Genomic DNA, 26,684 nt, shown 5'->3' on the forward strand with positions numbered 1-26,684 from the left:
TTAACATCAATTAGAGGGGCTTTCAAACTCTAAGTGCTATATAAAATTGAGCCATCCAAGCGGCTTTAAGAAACAGAGTGTAGAGAGTCGCGCTTGGTAGTGCTAAAGGAGAATAAAACAACAGAAATAGTAAGCTCTGTTTAATTGATAACATCACGAGCTAGTACAGATTAGTAAATAAGAAAGAAAGCGAGCACGAGGCTCGCTTTTTCGCTCTGTTACGAATAACTGAATAGGTTTATTTTACGTAGACACGAGGGTTCGCGCTTCCCCAAACCGTGTATAGTTCAGGGAAGATGACTTCTGCGTGTTTTTCCATCTCAGCAGCTGAAATCGTTTTGCCTTGTTGGGAGCCAAACAAAACAACTTCAGAACCAGGCTCAACATCTTTGATACCTGTAACATCTACCATTGTGGTGTTCATTGAAGCAACGCCCGCAACTTTTGCACGTTGGCCATTGATCAGAACTTCTGCCGTATTCCCCATTTTTCGTGGATAACCATCAGAGTAACCAACAGGAATGTTCGCCATTAAGCTTTCTTTGCTTGTTGTGTAGCTGCTGTCGTAACCGACTGTGCTATTTTTTGGCAGGTGGTGAACGGATGCCACGCGTGTTTTGAAAGACACGATAGAAGGGTACTCAGGGTTAGTTGGTAAGTCTCCGTATAAAACGCCACCAGGACGAACCATATCAAGCTGCGCCTCAGGAACATTAAGCGCGGTGTAAGAGTTTGCTACGTGCAGTAAAATGTTGTCGCGTTTTAGATTCGCTTCTTTAATCAGCCATGCAGAACTGTCTTTGAATGAAGCTAACTTTTGGCGCACGTCGTCTGCATTGTAGTTAGGGAAATGAGTCATGATACCAACAATATTAACGCCAGCTTGTTGAGCGATTTCTAGCGCTTCTTTCTTGCCCGCTTCTGTCGTCATATCAACACCATTACGTCCCATACCACCGTCGTTCAGAGCAAGGTGAACTTTGATTTCTTTACCAGCTTTCTCGGCTAGTTTAGACAGTGCTTTAGCTTGCTCTGCTGTGCCTATCAACTCTTCGACATTTAGGTCGATTACGGCTTCAATCTCGCCAATATCCGCTGAGCGTACACGCATAAGTTGGCCTTTAAAGCCACTGTCGCGAACAGTTTGTGCTTCGGCGTTACTTGCAACGGCAACGCAAGGAATTTGTTGCTCGATAATAGTCGGCATCAGGCCTGCGATACCATTGCCGTATGCGTCGGCTTTCATCACGGCGCAGATTTTCGTTTTGCCATCCATGTGCGATTTAAACTGCTCAATATTATCGCGGAACTGACCTAAGTTTATTTCTAGCCAAGCGTTAGCACCTTGAACTTGCTCTGCTTTTGCTGCTGTATTGCTAATTTGAAGAGGAGCGGCAGTGGCTTGCATTACAGGAACCGCGACTGCAGCAGCGATAGTCAGTGATAGTAAGGTTTTATTTAAGCGCATAAAGTCTCCGTACGCGTTTTTTGTATTGGTTATGTTATTGAGTACTTGGGGAAAGTACCTGACGAAGTAAAACGCTCCAAGTGGTGCTTTGGAGCGTTTATTAAGATAGTGATTTAATATATACCTAAATATACCTCAGTGATGACATTCAATTTAAGCAAATCGGGATTGATTTGATATCTACTAAGGTATCCACTGAGTTTAACTCAGTTTAAAGCGGCTCATTACATCTTTAAGAGAAATGGATAGCTGGCTTAGTTCGCGGCACGCCTGTGCGGTTTGCTCCGAACCTTGCGAGACCTCTTGAGATGCCAAATGTATGTTTTCAATGCTGCGGTTAAGCTCTTCCGCAACAGAGTCTTGCTGGTTACAAGCCGTGGCGATTTGGGTACCCATGTCTGAGATGTCAGAAATCGAATGCTCAATGTCGCTCATCAGCTGTTTTGATTGAATGCCTTGTTCTGCACATTCTGAAATACTGGTTCTAGAAAGTTCAGTGGCTGATTTTGCGTCTTTTGCAAGTGATTGTAGCTGCTCAATGATCGAAGTGATTTCACTCGTTGAATCTTGCGTACGGCCGGCAAGAGTTCGAACTTCGTCTGCAACGACGGCAAAGCCACGACCAGACTCACCAGCACGCGCCGCTTCAATGGCTGCATTAAGTGCAAGTAGGTTGGTTTGATCGGCAATGTCGCGGATAACATCCACGATCACGTTAATTTTATTCGATTGCTGTTCAAGCTCTGCTACGGTATCGCCTGCAGCGCCAATTACGTTTGAAACTTCTTGAATCGCGTCAACCATACCTTGGGTTTCACGAACACCGTGTTGTGTGCGTCGGTTTGCTTCGTTAGCTTGGTTCGCTGAGTCTTCAGTGTTACGAGCAACATCGGCTACGGCCGCTTTCATTTCTGTCATTGCTGTTGCGATGTGCGTAATTTGCAGCTGTTGATCTTTCATACCAGACGCAGAAATATCGGAGATTTGGTTCATCTCTTCGACAGCGCTGCTTAACTGAGTAACTGCAGCAATCACGTTATCGATAACTTGGCGTAAGTCATCTTGCATCTTAGTGGTCGCGTCTGCCAGTTCACCAAGCTCGTCATTGCCGATTGCTTTACGGTCAATGTCACTTGATAGATCACCTGTCGCGATGGCATTTGCTTGCTCAACAACAAGTTTAAGTGGGCCACAAATTAGGCGAGTCAGCACGTATGTCATGCCTACCATGATCAGTAGGATAATCACGTTACTTGCTATTGAAGAATTACTCAATCCATTTACAGAGGACAGGATATGAGTTTTGTTGCTGTCCATAGCTTCTTTAAGGAGACGGATTAGTTCGCCTAACTCTGAGTCAACCGCTTCGAAAGCAGACAAAGAGTTCGCCAAAATAGGGTGGGCCTTGCTTTTGTCGTTAGCTAGCATCGCTTCATTGTACTGGTCCATAGTAACCAAGTACTTTTTCCACTGACGCATAAGACGCTGGTAAGTTTGCTGCTCTTCGCCAGGCCAGATAGTTTCACCGTAAGCGTTGAGCTCTCTAGTGATCTTTTCGCGTTCTCTAATATTGTTAGAAATTTTAGTTTTGACTTGGTCTGCGTCTTCATAAGTGTACGCAGCAAATTGAGCTCGGCGCCAGCGAGACAAGTGATCTCGAATCGAATCGACCCTTTCCATTGCAGGAAGCGTATCGTCGGTATAGTTTAAAAGCTCAGATTTGATGCTTTTGAGCTCTGTAGATAAAAACACGCCAAATGCAATGTTGACGATGGCAATGAGTAAAAACGATAGCGATATCTTTTTCGCTATAGAAAGATTCTTGATAGACATTAGTGATATACCTTGTTTTTCTTATGTTGTGTCGCCAAAGTAAACCACATCCTTATATGTGATATATGTCCATTAAATTACTGCAACTCGTGTAACGTACCATTATTTATTGATATTTTCGATAATGAATTGAGCTTTTTTTGAAAATAAAAAAAGTCAATGATTTTATAAAGGTACGACCACATTCGATATAAAGTTATCGGTAACAAAATATGATGTTCTGTACGCAGTCGTGCCAAGAGCAGGGAATCAAATTGTTACAGATGTTACAGCGGTGAAAAGATCAGCGTTCATAACGTGATAGTCGCGTGTTTACCTCGAAGCAGTTACGGGCACTAGTATGCGTATGACTTAATAGCCAATGAAAGGGAACGGGTGCTTATTGGTCTAATTGAATGCCAAATGTACTAGGCAGATCGCTTTTTAAGCACTTAAATCAAAAAGATAAAATTTATTGTTGACCAGATAAATTAATCCGTTAAAGTACGCCTCGTTCTCACGGCAAAGGTCGCTGAGACAGATGGTGTCTAACCCATCGCATGATTGCGTTGCCCTGGTGGTGGAATTGGTAGACACAAGGGATTTAAAATCCCTCGGCGTTCGCGCTGTGCCGGTTCAAGTCCGGCCCGGGGCACCATCAAAATCTTTGGTGACAGAGATATAAAATCAGAAAGGCGCCTTGGCAGAGTGGCTATGCAGCGGATTGCAAATCCGTGGACCTCGGTTCGACTCCGGGAGGCGCCTCCACTATTTCGAAAGCCAGTCTTAAATGACTGGCTTTTTTCGTTTTTAGTCCGCCTTTTCGTAACCCTCGCGCTTTCCTAAAGCCTCCCATGTTTTGATCACCATTCAATATTTTTAATGCGCTAATCATTGACTTTATAAATGTTAGACAACTCAATAATTGTATAGTGTGATTGGTGATAGTTTCTCTTCGATTGTAATCCGAACTTTTTGTATTACAGGCAGCAACCTAGCTAGCGTCATAGTTAGTATCGCTTGGTGCGTATATGCAGAAAGGAGGATTCTAGTCCTTAACGTGAGAGAAAAATAATGAAAACATTCAACCTTAAACCTACACTTTTACCCTTAACTTTGCTGCTCAGTTCGCCTGTAATGGCGGCACAAAATGGCACCATGATGCAGTATTTCCATTGGTATGTGCCAAATGACGGTGCGCTCTGGACACAAGTTGAAAACAACGCTTCGGCACTATCTGGCAACGGCTTTACTGCGTTATGGTTACCGCCCGCCTATAAAGGTGCTGGTGGTAGCAACGACGTCGGTTATGGCGTTTATGATATGTATGATTTGGGAGAGTTTGATCAAAAAGGTTCGGTGCGCACCAAGTATGGCACCAAAGATCAGTACCTAAGCGCCATCAATACTGCCCATAAAAACAATATCCAGATTTATGGCGATGTGGTGTTCAACCATCGCGGCGGTGCGGATGGTAAATCCTGGGTCGACACCAAGCGAGTCGATTGGAACAACCGAAATATTGAACTTGGTGATAAATGGATTGAAGCGTGGGTAGAGTTTGATTTCCCTGGGCGCAACGATAAGTACTCAAACTTTCATTGGACGTGGTACCACTTTGATGGCGTGGACTGGGACGATGCTGGCGAAGAAAAAGCTATCTTCAAATTCAAAGGTGAGGGTAAGGCATGGGATTGGGAAGTGAGCTCGGAAAAAGGCAACTACGATTACCTTATGTACGCTGATCTAGACATGGATCACCCTGAAGTTAAGAAAGAACTTAAAGACTGGGGTGAGTGGTATATCAACATGACTGGTGTTGATGGGTTTAGAATGGACGCGGTGAAGCACATCAAATATCAATACCTGCAAGAATGGATTGATCACCTACGTTGGAAAACAGGGAAAGAACTATTCACGGTCGGAGAGTACTGGAACTACGATGTGAATCAGCTGCATAACTTTATCACCAAAACCTCTGGCAGCATGTCTTTGTTTGATGCACCGTTACATATGAACTTTTATAATGCGTCTAAATCGGGTGGTAGCTACGATATGCGTCAAATCATGGATGGTACGCTGATGAAGGACAATCCAGTCAAAGCGGTTACCTTAGTAGAAAACCATGACACTCAGCCTTTGCAGGCGTTGGAATCAACCGTTGATTGGTGGTTCAAGCCGCTCGCTTACGCGTTTATCTTATTGCGTGAAGAAGGTTATCCATCCGTGTTTTATGCAGATTACTACGGCGCGCAGTACAGTGATAAAGGGCATGACATCAATATGGTCAAAGTGCCTTACATTAAAGAGCTAGTAACACTGCGTAAAGATTATGCCTATGGCAAACAACATTCTTATCTCGACCACTGGGACGTAATTGGTTGGACTCGAGAAGGTGATGCAAATCATCCACATTCAATGGCCGTGATCATGAGTGATGGACCTGGTGGCTCGAAGTGGATGTATACGGGTAAACCAAGTGCTCGCTACGTAGACAAGTTGGGTATCCGAACTGAAGAAGTTTGGACTGATGCGAATGGTTGGGCTGAGTTCCCAGTAAACGGCGGATCTGTCTCGGTTTGGGTTGGCGTTGAATAATCCATTCCTGTGATTTTGATACAGAGTAGGCAATTCTTGATAAAACTTTTCAATGAATCAATGTGTTATTTGATATTCATTCAACAAATGAGTAACTTATATTTGAGCATAATCTAGAGGAAGATAAAGAATGGAATCTATTGCTGATGTATTGGTTGTGGCTATTGTGTTCGGTGCCATATTTGGGGGCGGGATAATAAAGTTAATCTTGAACCATCGTAAAGAAGTAAGAGCGTTGGAGATATCTGAACGTAATACGATGAGCCGAGAAGAACAAGATAACCTTAACAAGCAAATTGGTGACTTGAAGCGACGTGTTGAAGTGTTAGAGCGAATTGTCACAGATAACAAATATCAACTTGAAAAAGAAATTGCCTCTCTGTAGATCACCACTTAATCGTAAAGCCGGCGAAGTCCGGCTTTTTCGTGTCTGTACGTCATACCTTTCGGATGTTTAACTCAGCGTTCATCAAAAAAGTCTTTGTCGCGAATGTATTTACTCATAAAGTGATAAGAGAACGGTCGCATTAGCCAACTAAATAAGGAGCGCCCAAGCCGTATGAGCGTTGGGGTGTTCTCGTATATTCTCCCGTTATATAACCATAGCATTTTGCCTACATGCCAATACAAAAAAGGTACGGGCGGCATAAAGGTCACGATGTCGATGTCGCAACAAATCCTGTATGTTTTGTGCCCCAAACGGTAGCGTTTCTTAAACGTCCAATCCCCGACAGCGGGCTGTCCGAAAGTGACCACGCGTTTAATGCTTTTTGGGTATTTTTTCTCAATATAGTCAGCAAAAACACTGCCAATCGCGCCACCTGAAGAGTGGCCAGTAATAGTGATTCTTTTCCCCCTGAGAATAAGTGGTACAACGATACCTTCGAGGCGTTCGATCACGGTCAACCCTAACCGATCTTCATTTCGGCTCGGTAAACTTTCTTGGAACAACAGATGATAGAAACCCGCGTGAATGCGATAGTTTAGTCCCAACCTTCGACAGCTTCTCGTCCACATCGCGAAGTTCAACAACCAATCACTGATACTGTGTGAGCCTTTAATCACTACGACCACTTCACTCTGTTTTTTACTCCAGAGCACGCGAATCATAATCTTACCGTGTTCATTTCTAATGACTCGTTGCCCATTAGGATCGAACCCGTATTGAGTTTGCCTGAAGACGCGAGGGTAGGCGAGATTACAAAGCACCGCATAGCGCTCGTATTGGTATCGTTTTAATGGTTTCACGTTAACTTTCTTAGTGGAGCCTAACGTTTGACTGTAATTAATGAATATTAAAAATACGTGAACCTTGATTTAGGGTCGGTAGAGATTCTGTGTATTGGTATCGCGAATGAAAGACTCAAACTGGCTTAAATGCGTCAAGATGGTTTGGCGAGAGAGTGCATGATGTTCGCTAAGCACGTTAATTAGCTTTTTCAAAGCCTTACGATCTTGTTTATCAAGATTTGCTGTTTCTTTGAGTTGTGCGAAAAATTCAATTTGACTTGAAGTGTCGTTAAAGTCACCGAGCTTGTCTTGCAATAGTTTTAGTTGTTTCACGTTGTTTTTGTGCTGTTGGGAAGGATAGAGCGTGGAAAATCCTTCTAACAGATAACGCAGCGCTTTGCACTTTATCCGCATCGAATGAATCACGCTGTCACGACTTTTGTCCGAGATCTTGCGTCGTGCTTTATCAACTTTTTTAAATTGATCGGAGATTTTTTGGCTTGCGAAGAGTAACGCAGGTACGTTGCTATCCACTCGTTCGTGTTGCGTACTTCGCAGCAGACTATTCCTGACCAAAGTGCAGTGCGTTGTGTATTCTTTTGTAGCTAGCCAACGCGTAACTCTTGCCTGTTCGTAAGCACGTTCGGCTTCGATAAAGCCAAAAAGCTGCTCAAGAGACGATTTGTGATTTGGGAGCATTTCAATGTATTGGTTTTTGTCCAAGATAAATACGTCCAAATCACGCAGCTTATTTGTTTTCTTCATCATTATTCTTAAATGAGGTTTCAAAATACGCTGTTCAAAAGGAGGGATCAGTTCGCGAAGTAGTGAGCATAGTGAGCGTATGCGCCTTAGTGTGACGCGATACTGGTGTGTATATTCAGGGTCCAAGTCATGGACGATCCCCTGTTCCAGAGAGCGTGCATAATCAAATTCAGTAAGTAAGAAGTGGGACACTACGAAGTCGAGTTCGGAATCAGTATGTAGCGGTAATTGAAATGATGACTTTCGAAACATGATGAGCGCTTATTTGTCCCCTGCAGTACGAGTTAAGTTTATACCCATACTGCCAATTTGTGTGACTTGTCGATTCCTCATTGACATGAAGTGATGAAGCAAAGTAAACGAGAGCAAAGCATGCTGATGTTCTTGTGAGCAAAATGATCGCCCTTTGTTCGTTTGAGTTGGCTTTTTAACCATTTGAATAAAAGAGACTAATTTTTTGTTGACCAGATAAATTAATCCGTTAAAGTACGCCTCGTTCTCACGGCAAAGGCCGCAGAGACAGATGGTGTCTAACCCATCGCATGATTGCGTTGCCCTGGTGGTGGAATTGGTAGACACAAGGGATTTAAAATCCCTCGGCGTTCGCGCTGTGCCGGTTCAAGTCCGGCCCGGGGCACCATCAAAATCTTTGGTGACAGAGATACAAAATCAGAAAGGCGCCTTGGCAGAGTGGCTATGCAGCGGATTGCAAATCCGTGGACCTCGGTTCGACTCCGGGAGGCGCCTCCATTCTTTTACTTGTCCATGAGTTCCGATAGTAACCTGTAGGATCTCAACTTCTCAGATTGTTCAAACACCATCGTGTTTACCATAATTTCATCTGCCCCAGTGCGTTCCAAAAGTTTCTCAATTTTCTGTCTTACATATGTTTGATCACCATGGATAGATTCACGTAATTGAGTTTCAACGTGAAGCTTTTCCTGTGCTGACCATAGTGGTGCCATACTTTTCACTGGTGCGCGAAGTTTTTCGCGATTGCCGCGAATCATTTTTAAGAATTTTTGCTTCTCTGTTGTCGCGAGAAAATCTGCATGTGACTGAGTATCCGCTACGATAACGTTGGCACAAATCATCACATAGGGTTGAGCTAAATGCTCGGATGGGACAAACTCATCTCGATAAAAGTTTAGAGCACGAGACATTGCATCTGGAGCAAAGTGTGCAGCAAATGCGAAAGGTAAGCCTCTCTTAGCTGCTAAACGTGCGCTGTATGTACTCGACCCCAGAAGCCAAATCGGCAGAGATGTGTTGTTACCTGGATAAGCCGCGACTGGTTGATTTCGAGATACGGGACCAAGAAAGAAATTAAGTTCCTCCAACAGCTCTTCAAAGTCAGGATCCATATGCTCTGGTTCCCGCCTTAATGCATGCATTGTTTGGTAGTCGGTGCCTGGTGCGCGTCCTAATCCGAGGTCAATACGACCAGGGTATAATGCCTCTAACGTTCCGAATTGCTCTGCAATAACTAGTGGTGCATGGTTAGGTAACATGATTCCACCAGATCCTAAACGGATCGAGTTCGTGTGCGCTCCAATATGACTGAGTAATACACTGGTTGCGGCACTGGCGATGTCGGGCATGTTATGGTGTTCAGCCATCCAAAACCGATGATAGCCCCAGGACTCGATTGATTGAGCTAATTCAACGGAGCGCTCGAACGTTTCGGTGAAGTTTGTTCCGTCGGACACGGGTGCCAAATCCAGAACAGATAAACGAGGAAAAGACATAGGATAGTTATAGCCTGTTAATGAATCTTAACTATCATATGGTGGTGAAAGTTGACGTTTAAAAGGGGAGGATTAACCATTCACAATGGATTATTTTTCTTCAATGCCTGGAGAGCGTTTAGCTTACGAGTTTAGCTTTTGCTATGTGATAAAAGCGGCTTTATTACTGTAAGTGGCCACAGTGGTCGATGTCGTTGAATATTCGCATGTAGAACGTTTCCACAGCTACTTTAGATTAAAACATAGGCCTCTTTAACAGCGAACTGCTGTTGTCGACAATAGTGAACGAGCTAGCTTTAGAACGTTTTGACTGATACATAGACTTGTCTGCCGCTGTTAATAATTCATGTACATTCGACCCATGCTCAGGATAGAGTGCAATACCAATGCTAGCTCCGACGCATAACTCTTTACCTTTAAAATGAATTACTTTTTCTATTTCTTGGATATAGCGTAGTGCACATGCAGACAGAGACGTACCTGTTGTGTGTGAACGATGAATAATAATAAATTCATCTCCACCAAAGCGGCCTACCATGTCTGATTCGTCGATAATACTTGATAATCTACTAGCTACAGATTTTAACACTGCATCACCTGCCTCATGGCCATGGCTATCGTTAATATCCTTAAATAAATTTAAATCTATAAAAAACAAACTAAAACTATTCTCACTGCCTCTGAAATTACGCGTAAGCTGGATCAAATGTTTTTCTATTGCTCGACGATTGTAGATATTAGTTAAGGAGTCGTGCTCAGACAAAAATACCAAACTTTCTTTTTGACGATTTAGAACTGAAGTTTGATTCTCTACTTCTTCTTTAAGTTTTGATTTTGATATTGTTGTGTGGTTTAACAATGCCGCCATTTTATTGAAGTAACAAGACAGATTTTCAAATTCCGTGAATTGATTTTCTGAAGGGATTTTATAGTCAAAATTTGACCTGCTTAATTGTTTTATTCCATTTATAAACCTTTGAAAGCTTCTCTTGAACTTTATTTTTATATAAAAGCATAATAGCATAACAACCAGAGAGATAAAAATAATACCTGCTTGAGTGTAATAATTTAAATTTTGTAGTTTTGTAGACTTATTATTAAGTATTTTTTTATAAATATATATTATTTCATTATTCATATCCTGGGATACAATGTTTATTCTGGATTGTATGACAGGATTTGATTTATTATAATTTACGACTGAATCATAATGGCGATCTTTGTCTAGTAAATGATTATTTTCGTATTGAACTAAAAAATACAGTTCGAGATTCATTTTTTTTAGGTCTTTAGTAAGGTATAAAACATCTTCATTTTGAGATAATAATTCGTTTAATTTGTTATGAGAAATCATGAATTGTGTGAAATTGTTTTTTCCCCTATTTTGAGTGTAAGCCCAAAGATAACTACTTAATGACTCTAATGATATTTGTATGTCCATTATTTGGTTTAATTGTTTCTTGGCTTTATAATCTTCTATTTTTATGAAGCTTATGTATACTATAACGCTGATACATAGTATTACGCTTAGACTGAATAGTGATGCTAAATAGTGGTTTAACGAACGATGCATTTTAATCTAGACCATCAAAATATGAATTGATATAGTTTTCTTTAAATATTTTTCTGTAATTTGGAATCTGTCCTTCTACATAGTTTTGTTTTAATGCCCAATTAGCTTCTGATTGTAATGTAAATAATAAAGAATTCGTTAAATTTAATCGAAAGTTATAATCATCCCAACTCCAAGATATTTCTTCAACTGTTGTGTTAAGTTTTTGTGATAGTATTTTCATTGTTAAATGAGGGTTTTTATCCATCCAGTTAATTGAGTGATGAAGTGACTTTATTATTTTCATTACTTCTTGATCTGATTTTTCAATGTGTATTTCTTTTGATACAAGCAAAAAGTAAAGTTTATACACGCCAATAATTCCTATGTTCTTTACTTCTTCATTTATTCTATTCTTGGCCATAAATCCGTATGGCTCCCAAGTAGATATTGCATCGACGTTTCCTTGCATTAAATGATTTATAATAACCTGCGTTGTTGATGATATTTTTTCTACTTTTTCTAAATCAATGTCATTTACCTGTAGCAACAAGTCTAAGTAATATTCGCTAGCGCTCTTTTTTATTACACCAACCTTTTTTCCTGGTAATTTATCTATACTTTCTATGCCAGACCGCTTTTTAGTTAGCAGCTTAATATCATTCGTAGAAGATGCAAAAGAAGTGATTAATGCTAAATCTTTGTATTCAAAGCTTTTAAACATCAGTACGCTTTCAGAAAAAGTGGCGTAATTAACATGGTTTTCTAGAAGTAGGTTTGAACATTCGACCCCTCCAAAGCACATGATAAGTTCGACGTTTAAATCGTTTTCTTCAAACGCACCTATGTGCTCTGCAATGATAAAAGGGGCTGACAGAGGCGTCTTAGATATACCGATTGTTGTAGGTTTGTGGATAGCATTTGATACCGTTGTTAACTTTAAATAAGCAACTACTAATGCAGAAAGAACTAAAATTATGATAACTGTAGAAATCTGTTTTGTATCCATCAAAAACAACTCCCTTCATAATAGTAGTAATTAATCTATCAGTTAAATGAGTGTAGTTGCTTATTGGGTTGATGCTAGGAGAGGAGGGGATTTATTTGTATCGTGCCAAATTTATGAGTACCTAGGGGTAATTTCGGTAACTGGCTTAGATATAAAGAATTTATCTTTAGTTAGTTCAAGTTGTAGCAAATGACTGATTTCATAACATGATGATTTATGGAGAGATATCAACTTTTTAAGTTGAAAAATTGTACTCCATTTTTGCCATTTTTCTTTATCTCATACATTGCGTGATCGGCTTTTTGATACACTTCATTAAACGGTTGCTTTCCTTTGTTAAAGAGACAAACACCGATACTCATTCCTATAGTTACTTTATGTAAGTCTTGATTTATCGCTGGAATGATTGAGTCTAAGAGTTGATTGCAAAGTTGGGATATTTCCTCTCGACTTGAATGCCAGTTTAAGATAACAAATTCATCGCCTCCTATGCGTCCAACTTGAGACTTGCTTGACGCAAGCTCTGTTAAGCTATTGGCTATATTAATGAGGAGAGTATCACCAGTATGATGACCTAGCTGGTCGTTAACTGCTTTAAAATTATCTATATCAACAAACACTAAGGCAGACTGCTGAGACGGCTTGGTTTGAGGTTGATGATTAAAGTTTTCCTCAATTGCTTTTCTATTTAACAGTCCGGTCAATGGATCACTCGAAGCTAACTTAGCCAGTTGCTGCTCATATCGCTTTTCTTTTGTAATATCGATATGAGTGCCCATCATGCGCAGTGGTTCGCCATCAGAACCATACTCGACGATGCGCCCTCGATCGTAGACCCAACTATCACTGCCGTCTTTATGAATCATGCGATGCACTACCTCATAAAGGTCGGTTTTGCCAGCTAGGTGATCTTCAAATGCACCCACCGCAAGATCATAATCTTCAGGGTGGAGATTGTTTTTCCACGTTTCAACCGTCGCGGTTAACTCATGGGGCTGATAACCTAGCATTTTGCCCCACTGCATATTGAATATCGTCAAAGTACCTGAAGGAATATGCTGCTCCCACAAACACAGTCCATTACTGTCGAGTGCAGCATTCAACTTTTCTTGTAGTCGCGCATTCTTCCGCTTCAGCTCTTCATTTTCTTTTTCTAAGCAGGCAATTCGAGTTAGATATTCTTCCATTTTGCGCATAATTTACGTCGTTTTCGGAGCGACAATATACGAAAAATACTTTGCAATTTCTATGATTGAGCTTGGAGATATAAGTATTGAATATGCGGTAAATAATAAAGAATCGGTGATGTTACTTAAGAGCAGCAAAGTAAATGCTTGGAAAACAAAGAAGGAAATAGGGGGTAAGCGAGGGGCTCTCCTGGTGCAAAGTCTTAAATGGAGGCCTTTGCACCGGGACTACTGAGGGTTAGCGGTTTAGTGCACCACAACGCTCAGGTTGGTATGTGATATCGACAATTTCAATTGTCTTCACTTGATTATTTGGCATTGGCCAGTCAAGTTTTTGGCCGACAGACAAACCGATCAGTGCGCTGCCTACGGGCGCAAAAATAGAGATATCATCACTGCTTTTCAGTTCAGAAGGGTAAACCAGTGTCTTTGTCATGGTTCTATCTTCACCTGAAAATTTAAACTCTACAGTCGAGTTCATCGTGACCACGTTATCTGGCATTTGTTCTGGCTCAAGAACTGTTGCTCGGTCGAGCTCTGCTTCTAATTCCACAAGCTCCGCTGCGATGTTTGGCATTTTATCCAACAAGGCCGTGATTCGGTTCATATCTAAGCTTGAGATGTAGATAGAATTGTTTTCTGACATTTTATGACTCCCAAATAAAAGGCCGCCTCACAAAAATGGGACGGCACTCTATATGTCAATTACGGTATCAATCATATGGACGCTATTCCATATGAACTAAACCTGATTTTAGTCTTTATAGTGCGACTTAGCTAGTAAAAAATTTTTGTTGTGAAGCTTGATTTTTCTAAATCTTTCAATCACTTCAGATATTGTTCTCTGTTCACCTTGAAACGGTGAAGTCAAGTGAGTGCGTCGTTTAGAAGCAAAGCAGGATTTATCGTAGGTGTGCTCGGTTTCGATGGTCAGCCTAACTTCATAAAAGCAAAACGGTATAGTCCGTTGCTAGCATGGCTTCGGTTATCTCAGTTTGTTAAAACTACCAATATCCGTTAATAAATTACTTTTTATTTCGCAATAGTCAGATAAATACGTTCATCTACCCCTTTAGGGTAGTTTGAAATTGTAATTGATTTACATCATGTATTAATTTTCTTTCACAATTAACAATGAGCTCAGTGATAAGAACCTAACCCTTAGGAATTATAATGAGCAAGTTGAAGCTAGTAGTCATCGGTAACGGTATGGTAGGGCACCGTTATATTGAAGACTTAGTCGAGAAAGCTGATATGTCTAATATAGACATTACGGTTTTCTGTGAAGAACCTCGTGTCGCATACGACCGTGTGCATCTTTCCTCTTACTTTTCTCACCATACTGCAGATGAACTTTCTTTAGTAAAAGAAGGCTTCTGCGAGAAACACGGTATTAACATGCTGATCGGCGAACGCGCGATTAACATCAACCGTGAAAACCGCATTGTTTACTCAAGCACTGGCCGTGAAGTTCAATACGACAAGCTGATTCTTGCTACTGGCTCATTCCCATTTGTTCCACCTATTAAAGGTCACGAAAGCAAAGACTGTTTTGTTTACCGTACTATCGAAGATCTTAAAGCGATCGAAGCGTGTGCGAAGAAGAGCAAATCAGGCGTTGTTGTCGGTGGTGGTCTGCTAGGCCTTGAAGCAGCAGGCGCACTGAAAGCACTGGGTGTAGAAACGCACGTTGTTGAGTTCGCGCCAAAACTAATGGCTGAGCAACTTGACCTGGCTGGTGGTAACCAACTTCGTCACAAGATCGAGCGTATGGGCGTGAACGTTCACACCAGCAAAAATACGCTTGAGATTGCGCCAGAAGGCACAAACGCACGCAACGTTATGCGTTTTGCTGACGGTTCAGAACTAGAAACAGACTTCATCGTATTCTCTGCAGGTATTCGTCCACAAGACAAACTAGCACGCCAAATGGAGCTAGAAGTGGCACCTCGTGGCGGTGTTGCTATCAACGACCATTGTCAGACTTCTGATGAGAACATCTACGCGATTGGTGAGTGTGCGTCTTGGAACGAAATGTTCTACGGCCTTGTTGCTCCTGGCTACAAGATGGCGACCGTTGCTGTTGACCACCTACTAGGTAACACAGAAAGCAAATTCGAAGGCGCTGACATGTCTGCGAAGCTGAAACTTCTAGGTGTAAAAGTAGGTTCAATCGGTGACGCGAACGGTCGTACTGAAGGCTGTAAGAGTTACGTTTACCAGAACGAAGAACAAGAAGTTTACAAACGTCTTATCGTTTCTAAAGACAACAAGAAACTGCTTGGCGCGGTTATGGTTGGCGACACCTCTGACTACGGTGACCTGCTTCAACTTATGTTGAACGAAATCGACCTACCAGAACACCCGGATGCGTTGATCCTTCCTGCACACGCAGGCGCTGAGAAACCAGCACTCGGTGCAGACGCTCTACCAGAAAGCGCAGTAATCTGTTCTTGTTTCGACGTAACCAAAGGCAAGATCGCACAAGCGGTTGCTGATGGTCACCACACATTGGGCGACATCAAAGCAGTGACTGGCGCAGGTACAGGCTGTGGTGGTTGTATTCCTCTAGTGACCTCTGTTCTAAATGCTGAGCTTGCTAAATCTGGTATCGAAGTGAAGAACGACGTGTGTGAGCACTTTGCATACTCACGCCAAGAGCTGTTCCACCTAATCCGTATTGAAGAGATCAAAACGTTTGATGAGCTTCTAGAGAAATACGGTAAAGGTTACGGCTGTGAAGTTTGTAAACCACTGGCTGGTTCTATCTTGGCTTCTTGCTGGGGTGAGCACATTCTTAAGCCACAACTGGTTAAGCTGCACGACACGAACGATAACTTCCTAGGTAACATCCAAAAAGACGGTACTTACTCTGTTATCCCACGTATGGCGGGTGGTGAAGTAACACCTCAAGCACTGGGTGCGTTAGCGAACGTTGCAGCAGAATACAACCTATACACCAAAGTAACCGGTGCTCAACGTATTGGTCTGTTTGGTGCTCAAAAAGACGATCTTCCAGAGATCTGGCGCAAGCTTATCGACGCTGGTTTCGAAACAGGTCAAGCGTACGCAAAAGCACTTCGTATGGCGAAGACCTGTGTTGGCTCAACGTGGTGTCGTTACGGCGTTCAAGACTCTGTTGGTCTGGGTTCTTACATCGAGAACCGTTACAAAGGCATTCGTACACCTCATAAGATGAAGTTCGGTGTTTCTGGCTGTACTCGTGAGTGTGCGGAAGCACAAGGTAAAGACCTTGGTATTATCGCGACTGACGCAGGTTGGAACATGTACGTATGTGGTAACGGTGGTATGAAACCTCGTCACGCAGACCTACTTGCAAGTGACCTAGATAAAGAAACGCTAATCAAGTACATCGACCGCTTCATGATGTTCTACATCCGTACTGCTGCGCCACTACAACGCACATCAGTTTGGATGGAAAACATGGAAGGTGGCGTTGACTACCTACGCGAAGTGATTGTTAACGACAAACTTGGCATCAACACTCAACTAGAAGCTGACGTAGCGAAGCTTGTAGACGAGTACGAGTGTGAGTGGACTGCGACCATCAACGACGAATCACAACTGACTCGTTTCGCGCACTTCATCAACTCTGACAAGCGCGATGAAAACGTCGTGTTTGTACAAGAGCGCGAACAGCACCGCCCAGCAACCTTCACGGAAAAACACCCTGAAGCGAAAGGCGACATCCTACACGTAGCGATCACTGAAGCATAAGGGAAGTTTGATTATGTCATTTGAAAAGATTTGCCAAATCAGCGACATCGTACCGGGCACGGGTGTTTGTGCTTTGGTTAATGGTCAGCAAGTTGCGGTATTTCGCCCAACACAAGCAGAAGAAGTGCTGGCGATCAGCAACACAGACCCGTTCTTCCAATCAAACGTGCTTTCTCGCGGTTTGATCTGTGAGCACCAAGGCGAGCTTTGGGTGGCAAGCCCACTTAAGAAGCAGCGCTTTAACCTGACAACAGGTGCGTGCATGGAAGACGAGCGTTTTAGCGTGAAAGCGTACAAAACCCGCGTAACCAACGGCGAAGTAGAAATCTCTGCGTAAGCTTGGTTTTCATTCCCTCCTCTTAGGGGGAGGGAATGAACTGAAACCTAGATTCAATAGACAAAGGCTTTCCAAGCATCATCTCAGGGGAACAGGGAAGCGAGGTGTTGTAGACAGCGTTCAGGTGTCAACGGGAAGCCTTTCTCTATTCAATCTTTAACTTTTTAACTTTTTAACTTTTTAACTTTCAATTTTGGATAAGGACACATTCATGTCTACTGATTTTAAGCCTGCAGAATTCGTGCAAACCATGATCAATGTTGGTGAAGCGAAAACTAATACAAGCACGCGAGACCTTCTGCTTCGCGGTACGATGGCTGGCGTTATTCTTTCGCTTGCGGTGGTGGTTGCTATTACCGCGATTGTACAAACGGGTATCGGTCTTGTAGGAGCACTTGTTTTCCCCGTTGGTTTCGTAATTCTAAGTGTGATGGGGTATGACCTAGTAACCGGTGTTTTTGGTCTAGCGCCTCTGGCTAAGTTTGCTAACCGTCCGGGCATCACTTGGGGTCGTATCTTCCGTTGTTGGGGTCTTGTAGGCTTGGGTAACCTTATCGGTTCTCTGATCGTTGCTTACCTAGTGGCTATCTCTCTAACAGGTAACTTCTCTCTAGAACTGAACGCAGTAGCGAAGAAATTTGTGGCTGTTTCTACCGCGCGTAGCCTTGGTTTTGAAAACATGGGTATGGACGGATGGATCACGTGTTTCGTACGCGGCATCTTCTGTAACCTAATGGTATGTCTAGGCGTTATCGGCAACATGACAGCACGTTCAGTATCTGGTCGCGTAGCAATGATGTGGTTCCCAATCTTCATCTTCTTCGCTCTAGTATTCGAGCACACAGTAGTAAACATGTTCCTATTCCCACTAGGTATGATTCTAGGTGCGGATTTTGGTATCGCGACTTGGTTGAACTTCAACCTTATCCCAACCATCCTAGGTAACATTGTTGGTGGTCTAGTAATGACTTGTATTCCACTGTACCTAACTCACGCTAAAACTGCGCCTTCTATCAATGCTGAAGAAGAAGTAAAAGCGCAACCTGCAATGGCTAAATAACCATTAACGGGTAATTCGCTTAATATGGTCCTGCTTCTGGATGGGCGGGACTATTCTCTAACTAGATTTCAATTTTTAACTTTCACTTTCGCGACATATTTTATTGATTTAGCTATAAAAAGTAATAACTCCTTAGAGTGGTTTTAGCCCTAAGTGCATAACGCGAGTGTTACTCTTTATATCTAAATTTTTCGATAGGCGTTGATATGACTACTGCTCACTCATCTTTAAACAGCGGCTTTGTTTCTCTTGTTGGTGCAGGTCCAGGTGATCCTGATTTGCTCACAGTAAAAGGCTTAAAAGCCATTCAAGCGGCTGAAGTTGTTGTATACGACCGTTTGGTGTCGAAAGACATTCTAGAATTGGCTCATGCATCAGCAGAGATGATCTACGTAGGTAAAAAATTAGACTTTCACTGTGTGCCTCAAGATCAAATCAACCAAATCTTGGTGCAGAAAGCACAAGAAGGTAAGCGTGTTGTGCGTCTGAAGGGCGGTGACTCATTTATCTTTGGCCGTGGCGGTGAAGAGTTAGAAGAACTAGCGGAATTTGGTATCAAATACGAAGTGGTTCCGGGTATCACAGCAGCAGCGGGTGCAACGGCTTATGCTGGTATTCCATTAACACACCGCGACCATGCGCAAAGCGTTCAATTCATCACTGGTCACGTACAAAAAGATGGTCGTGAGATTGAGTGGCATTCACTGGCGCAATCCAACAACACGCTTGTGTTCTACATGGGTTTGAAGCAAAGCGGCCACATTATGGATAAGCTGATCACTCACGGCTTAGATCCTGAGATGTCATGCGCCATTATTGAAAACGGTACGCGCCCAGAGCAGCGTGTGTTCCAAGGAAAGTTGAACGAGCTATCGATCATGGCAGAGCAAGCCGTGAGCCCAGCATTGATTGTGGTTGGCAGCGTGACTCAACTTCACAACAAGTTGGATTGGCTCGCAAAGTAATACTGCCCAGAACTGACTATATTTTACAGGGGCTTTGTTGCCTCTGCATTTCTTGCTTACGCATCGGCATTTGATCAATGAGGTTGTTGATAAACGACCAGTCTGTTTCTGCGCCCCAGCGGTGCTTTTCTAGACCATCTTTACCAAGCAAAATAGCGGTATGAGAACCTTTTTCGACCTCATAAAGACGAGCTAGCATTTTTAGGTCGAACTCTTCTTTAAGCCAAGCAGGAAAAGTATAACCTTGTTCTGTAATGACCAGCGTGACGACATCTCTGTCTTCCAACTCACACTCATTCATAAGTGTTTCTAGCAAGAATTGTTTGACGTATTCATCATTTTCTGGCGCAAAGTAGAGCACGCTTCTATGTGGCCAGTATTTGGAGTGCGCTGGATAACCAAATGCTGTCGATGACAAGATACAAGAAAGCAGTATCACTAGTAACTTTCCGCCCATGACAGTTCCCCTAGAAACCCAAATAACTTTTTATACGTTAAGTTTAGTGGAATTGGCTCATTGTGCTTTTTCCAAAACTGGCATAGGGTAGGCAGCAAATAAATTGAGCGTAGAAATAGATGAGTTCGGAAAGCAAACAAAAAATCGCCATTTTGGTTGATGTACAGAATGTGTATTACACCTGTCGCGAAGCGTATCGAAGCAATTTCGATTACAACCAGTTTTGGTATGTCGCCACACAAGGGAAAGAGGTGGTGAGTGCTCGTGCTTATGCCATCGCGAGTAACGATCCAAAACAACGTCAGTTTCATCACATTTTACGCGGTGTTGGATTTGAGGTGATGCTTAAACCCTACATCCAGCGTCGTGATGGCAGCTCGAAAGGCGATTGGGATGTGGGTATTACTCTCGATGCAATTGAAATTGCTCCCGAAGTTGAGGAAGTGATTCTAGTTTCGGGAGATGGAGACTTTAGTCTGCTAGTAGAGAGAATTCAGCAGCGCTTCAATAAAACGGTGACCGTTTATGGTGTACCTAAACTTACATCTCAAACTCTGATTGATTGTGCCGACAATTTTGTCGCGATTGATGACGATTTCTTGCTGTAGTGAATAGTGCAATAAAGAAAGGCGAGTCACTCAGGCTGTACGAAACGTACAATGACTCGCCTCTAATTTATCCTTGATTTGGCTAGTTACGAAGGAATGATCATTTGCCCTAGCAAGTAACCCAAGCAACACGCACCAATCACGCCGATTAAGCCCACAGACATGAATGAGTGGTTGAAGTACCACTTACCAATCTTAGTTGTGCCCGAGGTATCGAAGTTCACAGTCGCGATATCTGAAGGGTAGTTTGGAATAAAGAAGTAGCCGTATACCGCTGGCATCAAGCCGATAAGCAGCGCAGGTTCCAAACCTAAGCCGAGACCAACAGGCAACATCATGCGAGCCGTTGCAGCTTGAGAGTTCACCACAACCGACACAATGAATAACGCAAGCGCGAATGTCCAAGGATAGTTGGTTACCATCTCTACGATGCCAGATTTAAATTGAGGCATAGCGTACTGGAAGTAGGTATCTGACATCCATGCAATACCGAAGATAGCAATCGCCGCCACCATACCAGATTTAAATACCACCCCATTTGGTACGTCGCGCGGGTCAGTTTTGGTCGCAAGCAAAATGATACCGCCGAAGCAGAGCATCATCATTTGAATCACAACTGCCATGCTGATTGGCTTCGAGCCATCTACGATGGTACGAATGTCTGGCCACATTGCGATAACGACGATAACCAAGATAGAAGCAATGAACAGCAATACAGAGTTACGAGCACTTGTTGGTAGTACTTCATCAAGAGACGTTGCAGTTGTGTTGAGGATTTTTTCTCTCCACACAGGATCTTTCAAACGCTCTTGGTATTCTTCATCGTCGTCTAGTTCTTTACCACGCTTTAGGCTGTAAAGTGACATCAACAACGTACCGAATAAGGTTGCAGGTACAGTAACGAGCAGAATTGAGAGCAGAGTGATCTCGTGTTGAATATCAGAGAGTTGCGCCAAGTAGTAAACTACGGCCGCTGAAATTGGTGATGCCGTGATTGCGATTTGAGAGGCGACAGAAGCGGCAGCCATAGGACGCTCAGGACGAATGCCGTTTTTAAGTGCAACGTCGCCAATGATTGGCATGATAGAGTAAACCGCGTGACCTGTACCAAGTAGGAAGGTCATAAAGTAAGTCACGAACGGAGCAATAAGGGTGACGCGTTTTGGGTTCTTACGAAGCACACGCTCGGCAACTTGCAGCATGTATTTCAAACCGCCAGCGGCTTCAAGAATGGAAGCACATGTTACCACCGCTAAAATGATCAACATGACGGTGACAGGAGGAGAGGTTGGCGGCATCTTAAAGATGAAGACTTCAATCACCAAGCCAATTCCGGATACGACCCCAAGGCCTATACCACCATAACGTGAGCCGATATACAGCATCACGAGCAAAAATAGAAACTCAAGATACAACATGTGGATTTCCTTATTCAAAACAGAGGGCTACATAGCCAAATTACCTCTTTGTATTGTCTCGATATTCAGAAAGAAAATACTTCATGTTGTTCACAATCCGCTGGATAAGAAACAGCAATATTCAATTATTGGCAATAACTCACGCTACACAGGGGAACTGTTAACACAGTTTTATCAGGGTGTTTTTATGCTGTGTATTTTTGCGATCATGTGAGCGTTAAATGCGAAGAGGTTTAAGAGTTTGTTGCTATTCATCGCATACGTAACCAGACCTTACAGTTTCACAGAACGCGGAAATACAGTCATAACTAACCCTAAGAGTGCTTCTTTGTTATGAAAACGCAAAGGATAATAGTTTGCATTGCGATTGGTGCTTGGGTATAAAGGTGTCAGAATGACTACACCAACAATAAGCCATCATGTCTGAGCAATTTTTCCCGCAACTGTTTCAAACTTCGAGTGAGATTACACCTTATCTACACGGTGATATCGGCGAGATAGGGCAAGAAGCTATCCATATCGAGAATGATATCAACCCGATCATCCAAGGCCTTTACCAGCAAATCTCGGAGGCTCATCCGGAAGCGGGAAAAGCATATTGGTTGACAAGAACGTGGGATTTACTTTGTTGGCAGCCAGTTTATGTCGCATTCATCTCCATTTACGGTTACCACACGTTGCCAAACATTCGCGAGATAGCGCAGCACCTCAAACCTTGTTTTGTTTCTGGGTACCGATTCGCCGACGAAGCGCATATACATGGCGAGCCAGAAGCGTTGATAAAAGAGGCGGGGCGTCAAATCCGAGAACTGTTCGACTTCTATCAACAAGAGATGAGTCAATGGACACGCATTCGTCCTGGCTTCACCCATCAATTGATGTCGGACGGAATCATGGCTTGTTTAATTCGTCTCCAACAGCGCTTTCCGCAAATGACTAACTCGACACTTCAGGAGCATGCGGTCTTGTGGCTAAGCGCAATGGGTTTGGATGTTGATAATAGCCGCTCACTTCATGAGACGGAATCTGATCAGCCGCTAAAGTTAGTAAGAAAAAGTTGTTGTTTAGTCTATAAGTGTGAAGGCAGAAAGCTTTGTGCAGATTGTCCTCGTTTAGAGGAAAATCGACAGCTTATGAGCAAGAAGGTTCTTAATTAACATTTATTTAACTTGTGTAACAGTGCTCGATTTGAGAGTGAGAATAAGTATCATTGCATGCTCTTGTTGACAACAAAAAGATAAATACAATGATGAAAAGGACGTTTTCTTTCAATCTCATCGTACTTGCGATGAGCAGTGGATACGCAGTTAGCTCAATAGCAGCAGAAGATCTTCAACAAACATCGACTCCGAGCGATGAGCAATTGGTTGTTGTAGGCAGTGTGATGCCGAAATCGATCTCCGATATTCCAGGAACGGTTTGGTTTGTTGGCCAAGAAGAGATTGCTCAGCAATATCGTGCGGGCAAGACACTGGGTGATATTCTTTCTGCAACCATCCCTTCTTTAGACGTCGGCACCGGTGGTCGAACTAATTATGGTCAGAACCTTCGCGGTAGAGCAATGTTGGTAATGATTGATGGTGTCTCTTTACAGTCTTCTCGCCCGATTAGTCGTCAGTTAGACGCAATAGACCCATTCAACATCGAGCGAATTGAAGTACTATCTGGTGCAACCTCCATTTATGGTGCAGGCGCTACTGGTGGTGTTATTAACATTATCACCAAGAAAGCGTACTCGGATGACTTGTCGTTTGAATCCTACGTGAGTGGCACTACAGGCTTTAATAGCAGCGATGACTTTGATTACAAACTCGCTCAGTCTATCTCGGGTGGTAATGAGCGAATTACCGCTAGAGGTTCGGTTGTGTACACCGAGACACAAGGTGCATTTGACGCAAATGGCGACATTGTCACCCCAGACATTTCACAGGGCTCCTTGCAGTATAATTCAACGCTCGATGTTATGGGATCGACCGAGATTCAAATCTCCGATGCCAGCAAGTTAAACCTTGTCGCACAATACTATGACAGCCAGCAAGATTCGCCATACGGTTTGTACATTGTTAACAATAAATTTGTTGATGTACGAGAGGGGTTCGATTCCGACCGTGAACATGGTACAGAGCGAGTTCTCTTAAGTGCGAACTACGCTCACGACAGCGTATTCGGTCATCAACTGATAGGCGAGTTATCTTACCGTAGTGAAGACCAAACCTTTACTCCTTATTACCAAAGTGCCTCTCAACAAAAAACAGAAGTTTTTGCTGGGCGCTTAGCGTTAGCTAAAAGCTGGGAGTCATTCAAACTTGTTTATGGTGTCGATGCGTACTTAGACCGTTTTGAAAGTAACCAGGCTCTGTTCGATCCAACCATTGCGAACAGCTCTGGGAACTTAATTAATCGAACCTATGCCGAAGTGGGGCGTTACCCAGATGTTGATGTGGCGTCTTACGCAATGTTTGTCCAAGGGGATTACCAAATCAATCAAGATTGGTCAGTACAAGCAGGCTACCGCTACCAATACATGGACAATAAGATTGATGATTTTGTTGCCTATAGTATACAAAAGAAGATCGCATCGGGTAATGGTGTATCAGCGGATGCGGTACCAGGTGGCAGCACTGACTACTCAGTGAGCTTATTTAATTTGGGCACCATTTATCAGCTTAACGATGAATCTCAGCTTTGGGCGAACTTCTCTCAAGGTTTCGAACTCGCTGATCCTGCAAAGTACTACGGCCAAGGTAGCTACGATGCCGCGGATGCAAATGGTCACTACGCGTTGAACAATAGCATTAACGTATCTGACTCAAAAATGTCGGGCATCAAAACGGACAGCTATGAAATTGGTTACCGATTAGATACCGATACTGTCGCACTGCAAGCGGCGGGTTACTACTCGGTGTCGGATAACTCAATCAAGTATGACAAGAAGACGCTCCTAATCACCAATGTTGATGACGAGCAACGTGTATACGGTGCCGAAGCAAACATTAACTACTGGGTAAACCGTGATATTTTGTTAGGTGCATCAGGTCACTATGTGGTTTCTGAGCTGAAAACCAACGGTAAGTGGGAAGATCTAAGCGCGGGTAAAGCAAGTACATCAAAAGCGAACGCGTGGGCGGCTTACTATCAGGATGGCTATTCAGTACGTTTACAAAGCCAGACGATGTTTGATTACGAAGATGACGCAAACAATAAACTAGATGGATACACTACGTTTGATCTTCTTGGTAACGTAACACTACCTATCGGGCAGTTAGGTTTTGGTATTCAAAACCTATTTGACGAAGACTACACAACCGCTTGGGGACAACGTGCGCAGATTCTTTATGCAGCACACTACGATGCAGCAGCGTACGACTACAAAGGAAGAGGTCGCACATTCACACTGAACTACAGTGTCGAATACTAAAGCTAACTATCTCCGAATATCAAAAAAGCCGCTTGAAGCGGCTTTTCTTTTAGGCTTGATCTGTCTGCGCTGTGTCTACAACGTTTTCCGTGTGTTCTGAAGCTTGGTTTTGTTCTTCAGCTTCCATTTTCGCGCGTTCAGCTTTGGAGATATAACGCGGCTTATTGCTCTTATGTAGCTTAGCGTTATGCTTCTTCTGCTTCGCTTTCAAGATCTGATTGATTTTCTTCTTGCGGTTCATGGTGGTGGTCCTTTAATTTAGCGAGGCAGGATAGTTACTTTTTTATCAAGTTACAACTAAATAAGCGCCGGTATCGGTCGCAAAATTCAAGTACGTTCCTATGTCCAATCATCTATCGCGTTTTAATGGAGCCCAAATGAAAACACTGTACACCGAACGTTTGATACTGCGTCTTGTGAGTGTAGATGATGCACCATTTATACTAGAACTTTATAACCACCCAGACTTCTACCGTTTTGTCGGAGATAAACAAATTCGTACCGAATATGAAGCGGCGAGTTACATAAAAGAAAACATGCTACGCATGCAAAAAATTAGAGGCGTGAGTTTACTCGTTGTAGAGAAGAAAGAAGATGGGCAACCCATCGGGATTTGTGGGTTGGTTAAACGTGACACATTACAACACTATGATCTCGGATATGGATTTTTACCTTCCGCTTATGGCTTCGGCTACGGAACGGAGTCTGCAACCGCAGTGCTGGAATACGCTAGAGAGGAAATGAAACTCGATAATTTGGTTGCCATCACCAACAATGACAATATTCGTAGTATAAGTTTGCTCAAAAAACTGGGCTTTGAGTTTGAACGAGTTGAGCAGCAATATGATAATGGCCGCACGTTAGAACTTTACACAATGATGTTGTGATTTTTGGATAGTGCATGAGCGATATTTTACTTGGCAAACTCGCCACTGAATTTAAGACAGTAAAAGCCATGGTAGAGGTTTACTGTCATGACCATCATGGAACAAAACGTGACTTATGCTCAGAATGTCGTGAGCTGCTTGAATACGCAGAAGTGCGCCTCGACCGCTGTCCTTATGGAGAGAATAAACCGACGTGTAATAAATGTCCGATTCACTGCTACAAACCAGAGCCGAAAGAACAAATGCGTTTGGTCATGCGTTACTCTGGCCCCAGAATGTTACTGAAACATCCCATCTTGGCGGTTCGTCATTTGCTTCATGAAAAGCGCATGGTACCGGAAAAGCCTGCAGCGAACGCGTCAAACCGTCACAAGCGTTTATCTAAACAAAAATGCGAAGAATAAAAAAAACGAGGGCGACATGCCCT

At 43.0% G+C, this 26,684-nt stretch carries 23 protein-coding genes and 4 tRNA genes; 15 read left to right on the forward strand and 12 right to left on the reverse strand.

Annotation, left to right across the window (positions count from 1 at the left end):
- Window positions 1–238: 238 nt before the first annotated feature.
- Together alr and H9L11_RS20695 are read right to left on the reverse strand one after the other, a co-directional pair.
- Window positions 239–1,468: an alanine racemase gene (gene alr, locus H9L11_RS20690; protein WP_005375987.1), complete on the reverse strand. Its 1,230-nt coding sequence runs from the start codon at window positions 1,466–1,468 to the stop codon at window positions 239–241.
- 201 nt (window positions 1,469–1,669) lie between these two features.
- Window positions 1,670–3,301 carry a methyl-accepting chemotaxis protein gene (locus tag H9L11_RS20695; RefSeq protein ID WP_005375988.1) on the reverse strand — a complete coding sequence of 544 codons (1,632 nt, stop codon included), beginning with the start codon at window positions 3,299–3,301 and terminating at the stop codon, window positions 1,670–1,672.
- Between the two features lie 550 nt (window positions 3,302–3,851).
- Between H9L11_RS20695 and H9L11_RS20700 the strand changes: the two genes are divergently transcribed.
- From H9L11_RS20700 to H9L11_RS20715, 4 genes are all read left to right on the forward strand, one after another.
- Window positions 3,852–3,938, forward strand: a tRNA-Leu gene (locus H9L11_RS20700).
- A 36-nt stretch (window positions 3,939–3,974) separates the two neighbouring features.
- Window positions 3,975–4,048 (forward strand) — tRNA-Cys (locus H9L11_RS20705).
- Window positions 4,049–4,354: 306 nt separating this feature from the next.
- Entirely contained in the window at window positions 4,355–5,878 is a 1,524-nt protein-coding gene (gene amyS, locus H9L11_RS20710; protein WP_115386660.1) for an alpha-amylase, read from the forward strand.
- Window positions 5,879–6,008: 130 nt separating this feature from the next.
- Complete coding sequence (locus H9L11_RS20715) at window positions 6,009–6,263, forward strand: hypothetical protein (RefSeq protein WP_005375990.1); 255 nt, start codon at window positions 6,009–6,011, stop codon at window positions 6,261–6,263.
- 74 nt (window positions 6,264–6,337) lie between these two features.
- Here H9L11_RS20715 and H9L11_RS20720 read toward each other — a convergent pair whose 3' ends face one another.
- Window positions 6,338–7,126 carry a lipase gene (locus H9L11_RS20720; RefSeq protein WP_005375991.1) on the reverse strand — a complete coding sequence of 263 codons (789 nt, stop codon included), beginning with the start codon at window positions 7,124–7,126 and terminating at the stop codon, window positions 6,338–6,340.
- A gap of 69 nt (window positions 7,127–7,195) precedes the next feature.
- Entirely contained in the window at window positions 7,196–8,125 is a 930-nt protein-coding gene (locus H9L11_RS20725) for a CHAD domain-containing protein (protein ID WP_064376958.1), read from the reverse strand.
- A gap of 301 nt (window positions 8,126–8,426) precedes the next feature.
- Here H9L11_RS20725 and H9L11_RS20730 point away from each other — a divergent pair.
- A tRNA-Leu gene (locus H9L11_RS20730) sits at window positions 8,427–8,513 on the forward strand.
- 36 nt (window positions 8,514–8,549) lie between these two features.
- Window positions 8,550–8,623, forward strand: a tRNA-Cys gene (locus H9L11_RS20735).
- A 5-nt stretch (window positions 8,624–8,628) separates the two neighbouring features.
- Here H9L11_RS20735 and H9L11_RS20740 read toward each other — a convergent pair.
- The 5 genes from H9L11_RS20740 to rnk all read right to left on the reverse strand — a co-directional run bounded on the left by H9L11_RS20740 (window position 8,629) and on the right by rnk (window position 14,015).
- Complete coding sequence (locus H9L11_RS20740) at window positions 8,629–9,582, reverse strand: LLM class flavin-dependent oxidoreductase (protein WP_230238042.1); 954 nt, start codon at window positions 9,580–9,582, stop codon at window positions 8,629–8,631.
- A gap of 274 nt (window positions 9,583–9,856) precedes the next feature.
- Complete coding sequence (locus H9L11_RS20745) at window positions 9,857–10,897, reverse strand: GGDEF domain-containing protein (RefSeq protein ID WP_225455651.1); 1,041 nt, start codon at window positions 10,895–10,897, stop codon at window positions 9,857–9,859.
- A gap of 298 nt (window positions 10,898–11,195) precedes the next feature.
- On the reverse strand, window positions 11,196–12,182 hold the full coding sequence (locus H9L11_RS20750) for an ABC transporter substrate-binding protein (protein ID WP_005376042.1): 987 nt from the start codon (window positions 12,180–12,182) through the stop codon (window positions 11,196–11,198).
- Window positions 12,183–12,409: 227 nt separating this feature from the next.
- Window positions 12,410–13,369 (reverse strand): diguanylate cyclase, encoded by a 960-nt coding sequence (locus H9L11_RS20755; RefSeq protein WP_064376974.1) that lies wholly within the window; start codon window positions 13,367–13,369, stop codon window positions 12,410–12,412.
- 238 nt (window positions 13,370–13,607) lie between these two features.
- Window positions 13,608–14,015, reverse strand: coding sequence for a nucleoside diphosphate kinase regulator (gene rnk, locus H9L11_RS20760; protein WP_005390213.1), 408 nt, complete (start codon window positions 14,013–14,015; stop codon window positions 13,608–13,610).
- Between the two features lie 527 nt (window positions 14,016–14,542).
- Between rnk and nirB the strand changes: the two genes are divergently transcribed.
- From nirB to cobA, 4 genes are all read left to right on the forward strand, one after another.
- A complete protein-coding gene (gene nirB / locus H9L11_RS20765; RefSeq protein WP_205391159.1) occupies window positions 14,543–17,107 on the forward strand; it encodes a nitrite reductase large subunit NirB in 2,565 nt (854 codons plus the stop codon).
- A 13-nt stretch (window positions 17,108–17,120) separates the two neighbouring features.
- Window positions 17,121–17,444 carry a nitrite reductase small subunit NirD gene (gene nirD, locus H9L11_RS20770; protein WP_054575426.1) on the forward strand — a complete coding sequence of 108 codons (324 nt, stop codon included), beginning with the start codon at window positions 17,121–17,123 and terminating at the stop codon, window positions 17,442–17,444.
- Window positions 17,445–17,655: 211 nt separating this feature from the next.
- On the forward strand, window positions 17,656–18,504 hold the full coding sequence (locus H9L11_RS20775; protein ID WP_005387971.1) for a formate/nitrite transporter family protein: 849 nt from the start codon (window positions 17,656–17,658) through the stop codon (window positions 18,502–18,504).
- 206 nt (window positions 18,505–18,710) lie between these two features.
- On the forward strand, window positions 18,711–19,469 hold the full coding sequence (gene cobA, locus H9L11_RS20780; RefSeq protein WP_205391160.1) for a uroporphyrinogen-III C-methyltransferase: 759 nt from the start codon (window positions 18,711–18,713) through the stop codon (window positions 19,467–19,469).
- Window positions 19,470–19,485: 16 nt separating this feature from the next.
- Here cobA and H9L11_RS20785 read toward each other — a convergent pair whose 3' ends face one another.
- A complete protein-coding gene (locus H9L11_RS20785; protein ID WP_005387976.1) occupies window positions 19,486–19,926 on the reverse strand; it encodes a DUF4174 domain-containing protein in 441 nt (146 codons plus the stop codon).
- Window positions 19,927–20,045: 119 nt separating this feature from the next.
- Between H9L11_RS20785 and H9L11_RS20790 the strand changes: the two genes are divergently transcribed.
- Window positions 20,046–20,534, forward strand: coding sequence for an NYN domain-containing protein (locus tag H9L11_RS20790; RefSeq protein WP_005387978.1), 489 nt, complete (start codon window positions 20,046–20,048; stop codon window positions 20,532–20,534).
- A gap of 86 nt (window positions 20,535–20,620) precedes the next feature.
- Here H9L11_RS20790 and H9L11_RS20795 read toward each other — a convergent pair whose 3' ends face one another.
- On the reverse strand, window positions 20,621–21,952 hold the full coding sequence (locus H9L11_RS20795; RefSeq protein WP_005376060.1) for an anaerobic C4-dicarboxylate transporter: 1,332 nt from the start codon (window positions 21,950–21,952) through the stop codon (window positions 20,621–20,623).
- Between the two features lie 419 nt (window positions 21,953–22,371).
- Between H9L11_RS20795 and H9L11_RS20800 the strand changes: the two genes are divergently transcribed.
- On the forward strand, window positions 22,372–23,109 hold the full coding sequence (locus H9L11_RS20800; protein WP_042520969.1) for a siderophore ferric iron reductase: 738 nt from the start codon (window positions 22,372–22,374) through the stop codon (window positions 23,107–23,109).
- A gap of 89 nt (window positions 23,110–23,198) precedes the next feature.
- Complete coding sequence (locus tag H9L11_RS20805) at window positions 23,199–25,370, forward strand: TonB-dependent receptor (protein WP_005376064.1); 2,172 nt, start codon at window positions 23,199–23,201, stop codon at window positions 25,368–25,370.
- Between the two features lie 49 nt (window positions 25,371–25,419).
- On the opposite strand, the gene H9L11_RS20810 is transcribed toward H9L11_RS20805, so the two are convergent.
- Window positions 25,420–25,611, reverse strand: coding sequence for a DUF2986 domain-containing protein (locus tag H9L11_RS20810; RefSeq protein ID WP_005376066.1), 192 nt, complete (start codon window positions 25,609–25,611; stop codon window positions 25,420–25,422).
- Between the two features lie 136 nt (window positions 25,612–25,747).
- Between H9L11_RS20810 and H9L11_RS20815 the strand changes: the two genes are divergently transcribed.
- Together H9L11_RS20815 and H9L11_RS20820 are read left to right on the forward strand one after the other, a co-directional pair.
- Window positions 25,748–26,257 (forward strand): GNAT family N-acetyltransferase, encoded by a 510-nt coding sequence (locus H9L11_RS20815; RefSeq protein WP_033907038.1) that lies wholly within the window; start codon window positions 25,748–25,750, stop codon window positions 26,255–26,257.
- 14 nt (window positions 26,258–26,271) lie between these two features.
- Window positions 26,272–26,661, forward strand: a complete 390-nt coding sequence (locus H9L11_RS20820; protein ID WP_005387988.1) for a nitrous oxide-stimulated promoter family protein — start codon at window positions 26,272–26,274, stop codon at window positions 26,659–26,661.
- The last annotated feature ends 23 nt before the right edge of the window (window positions 26,662–26,684 follow it).

It is taken from the genome of Vibrio sp. sp1, from assembly GCF_016920955.1.
GTDB classification, from domain to species: domain Bacteria; phylum Pseudomonadota; class Gammaproteobacteria; order Enterobacterales; family Vibrionaceae; genus Vibrio; species Vibrio alginolyticus.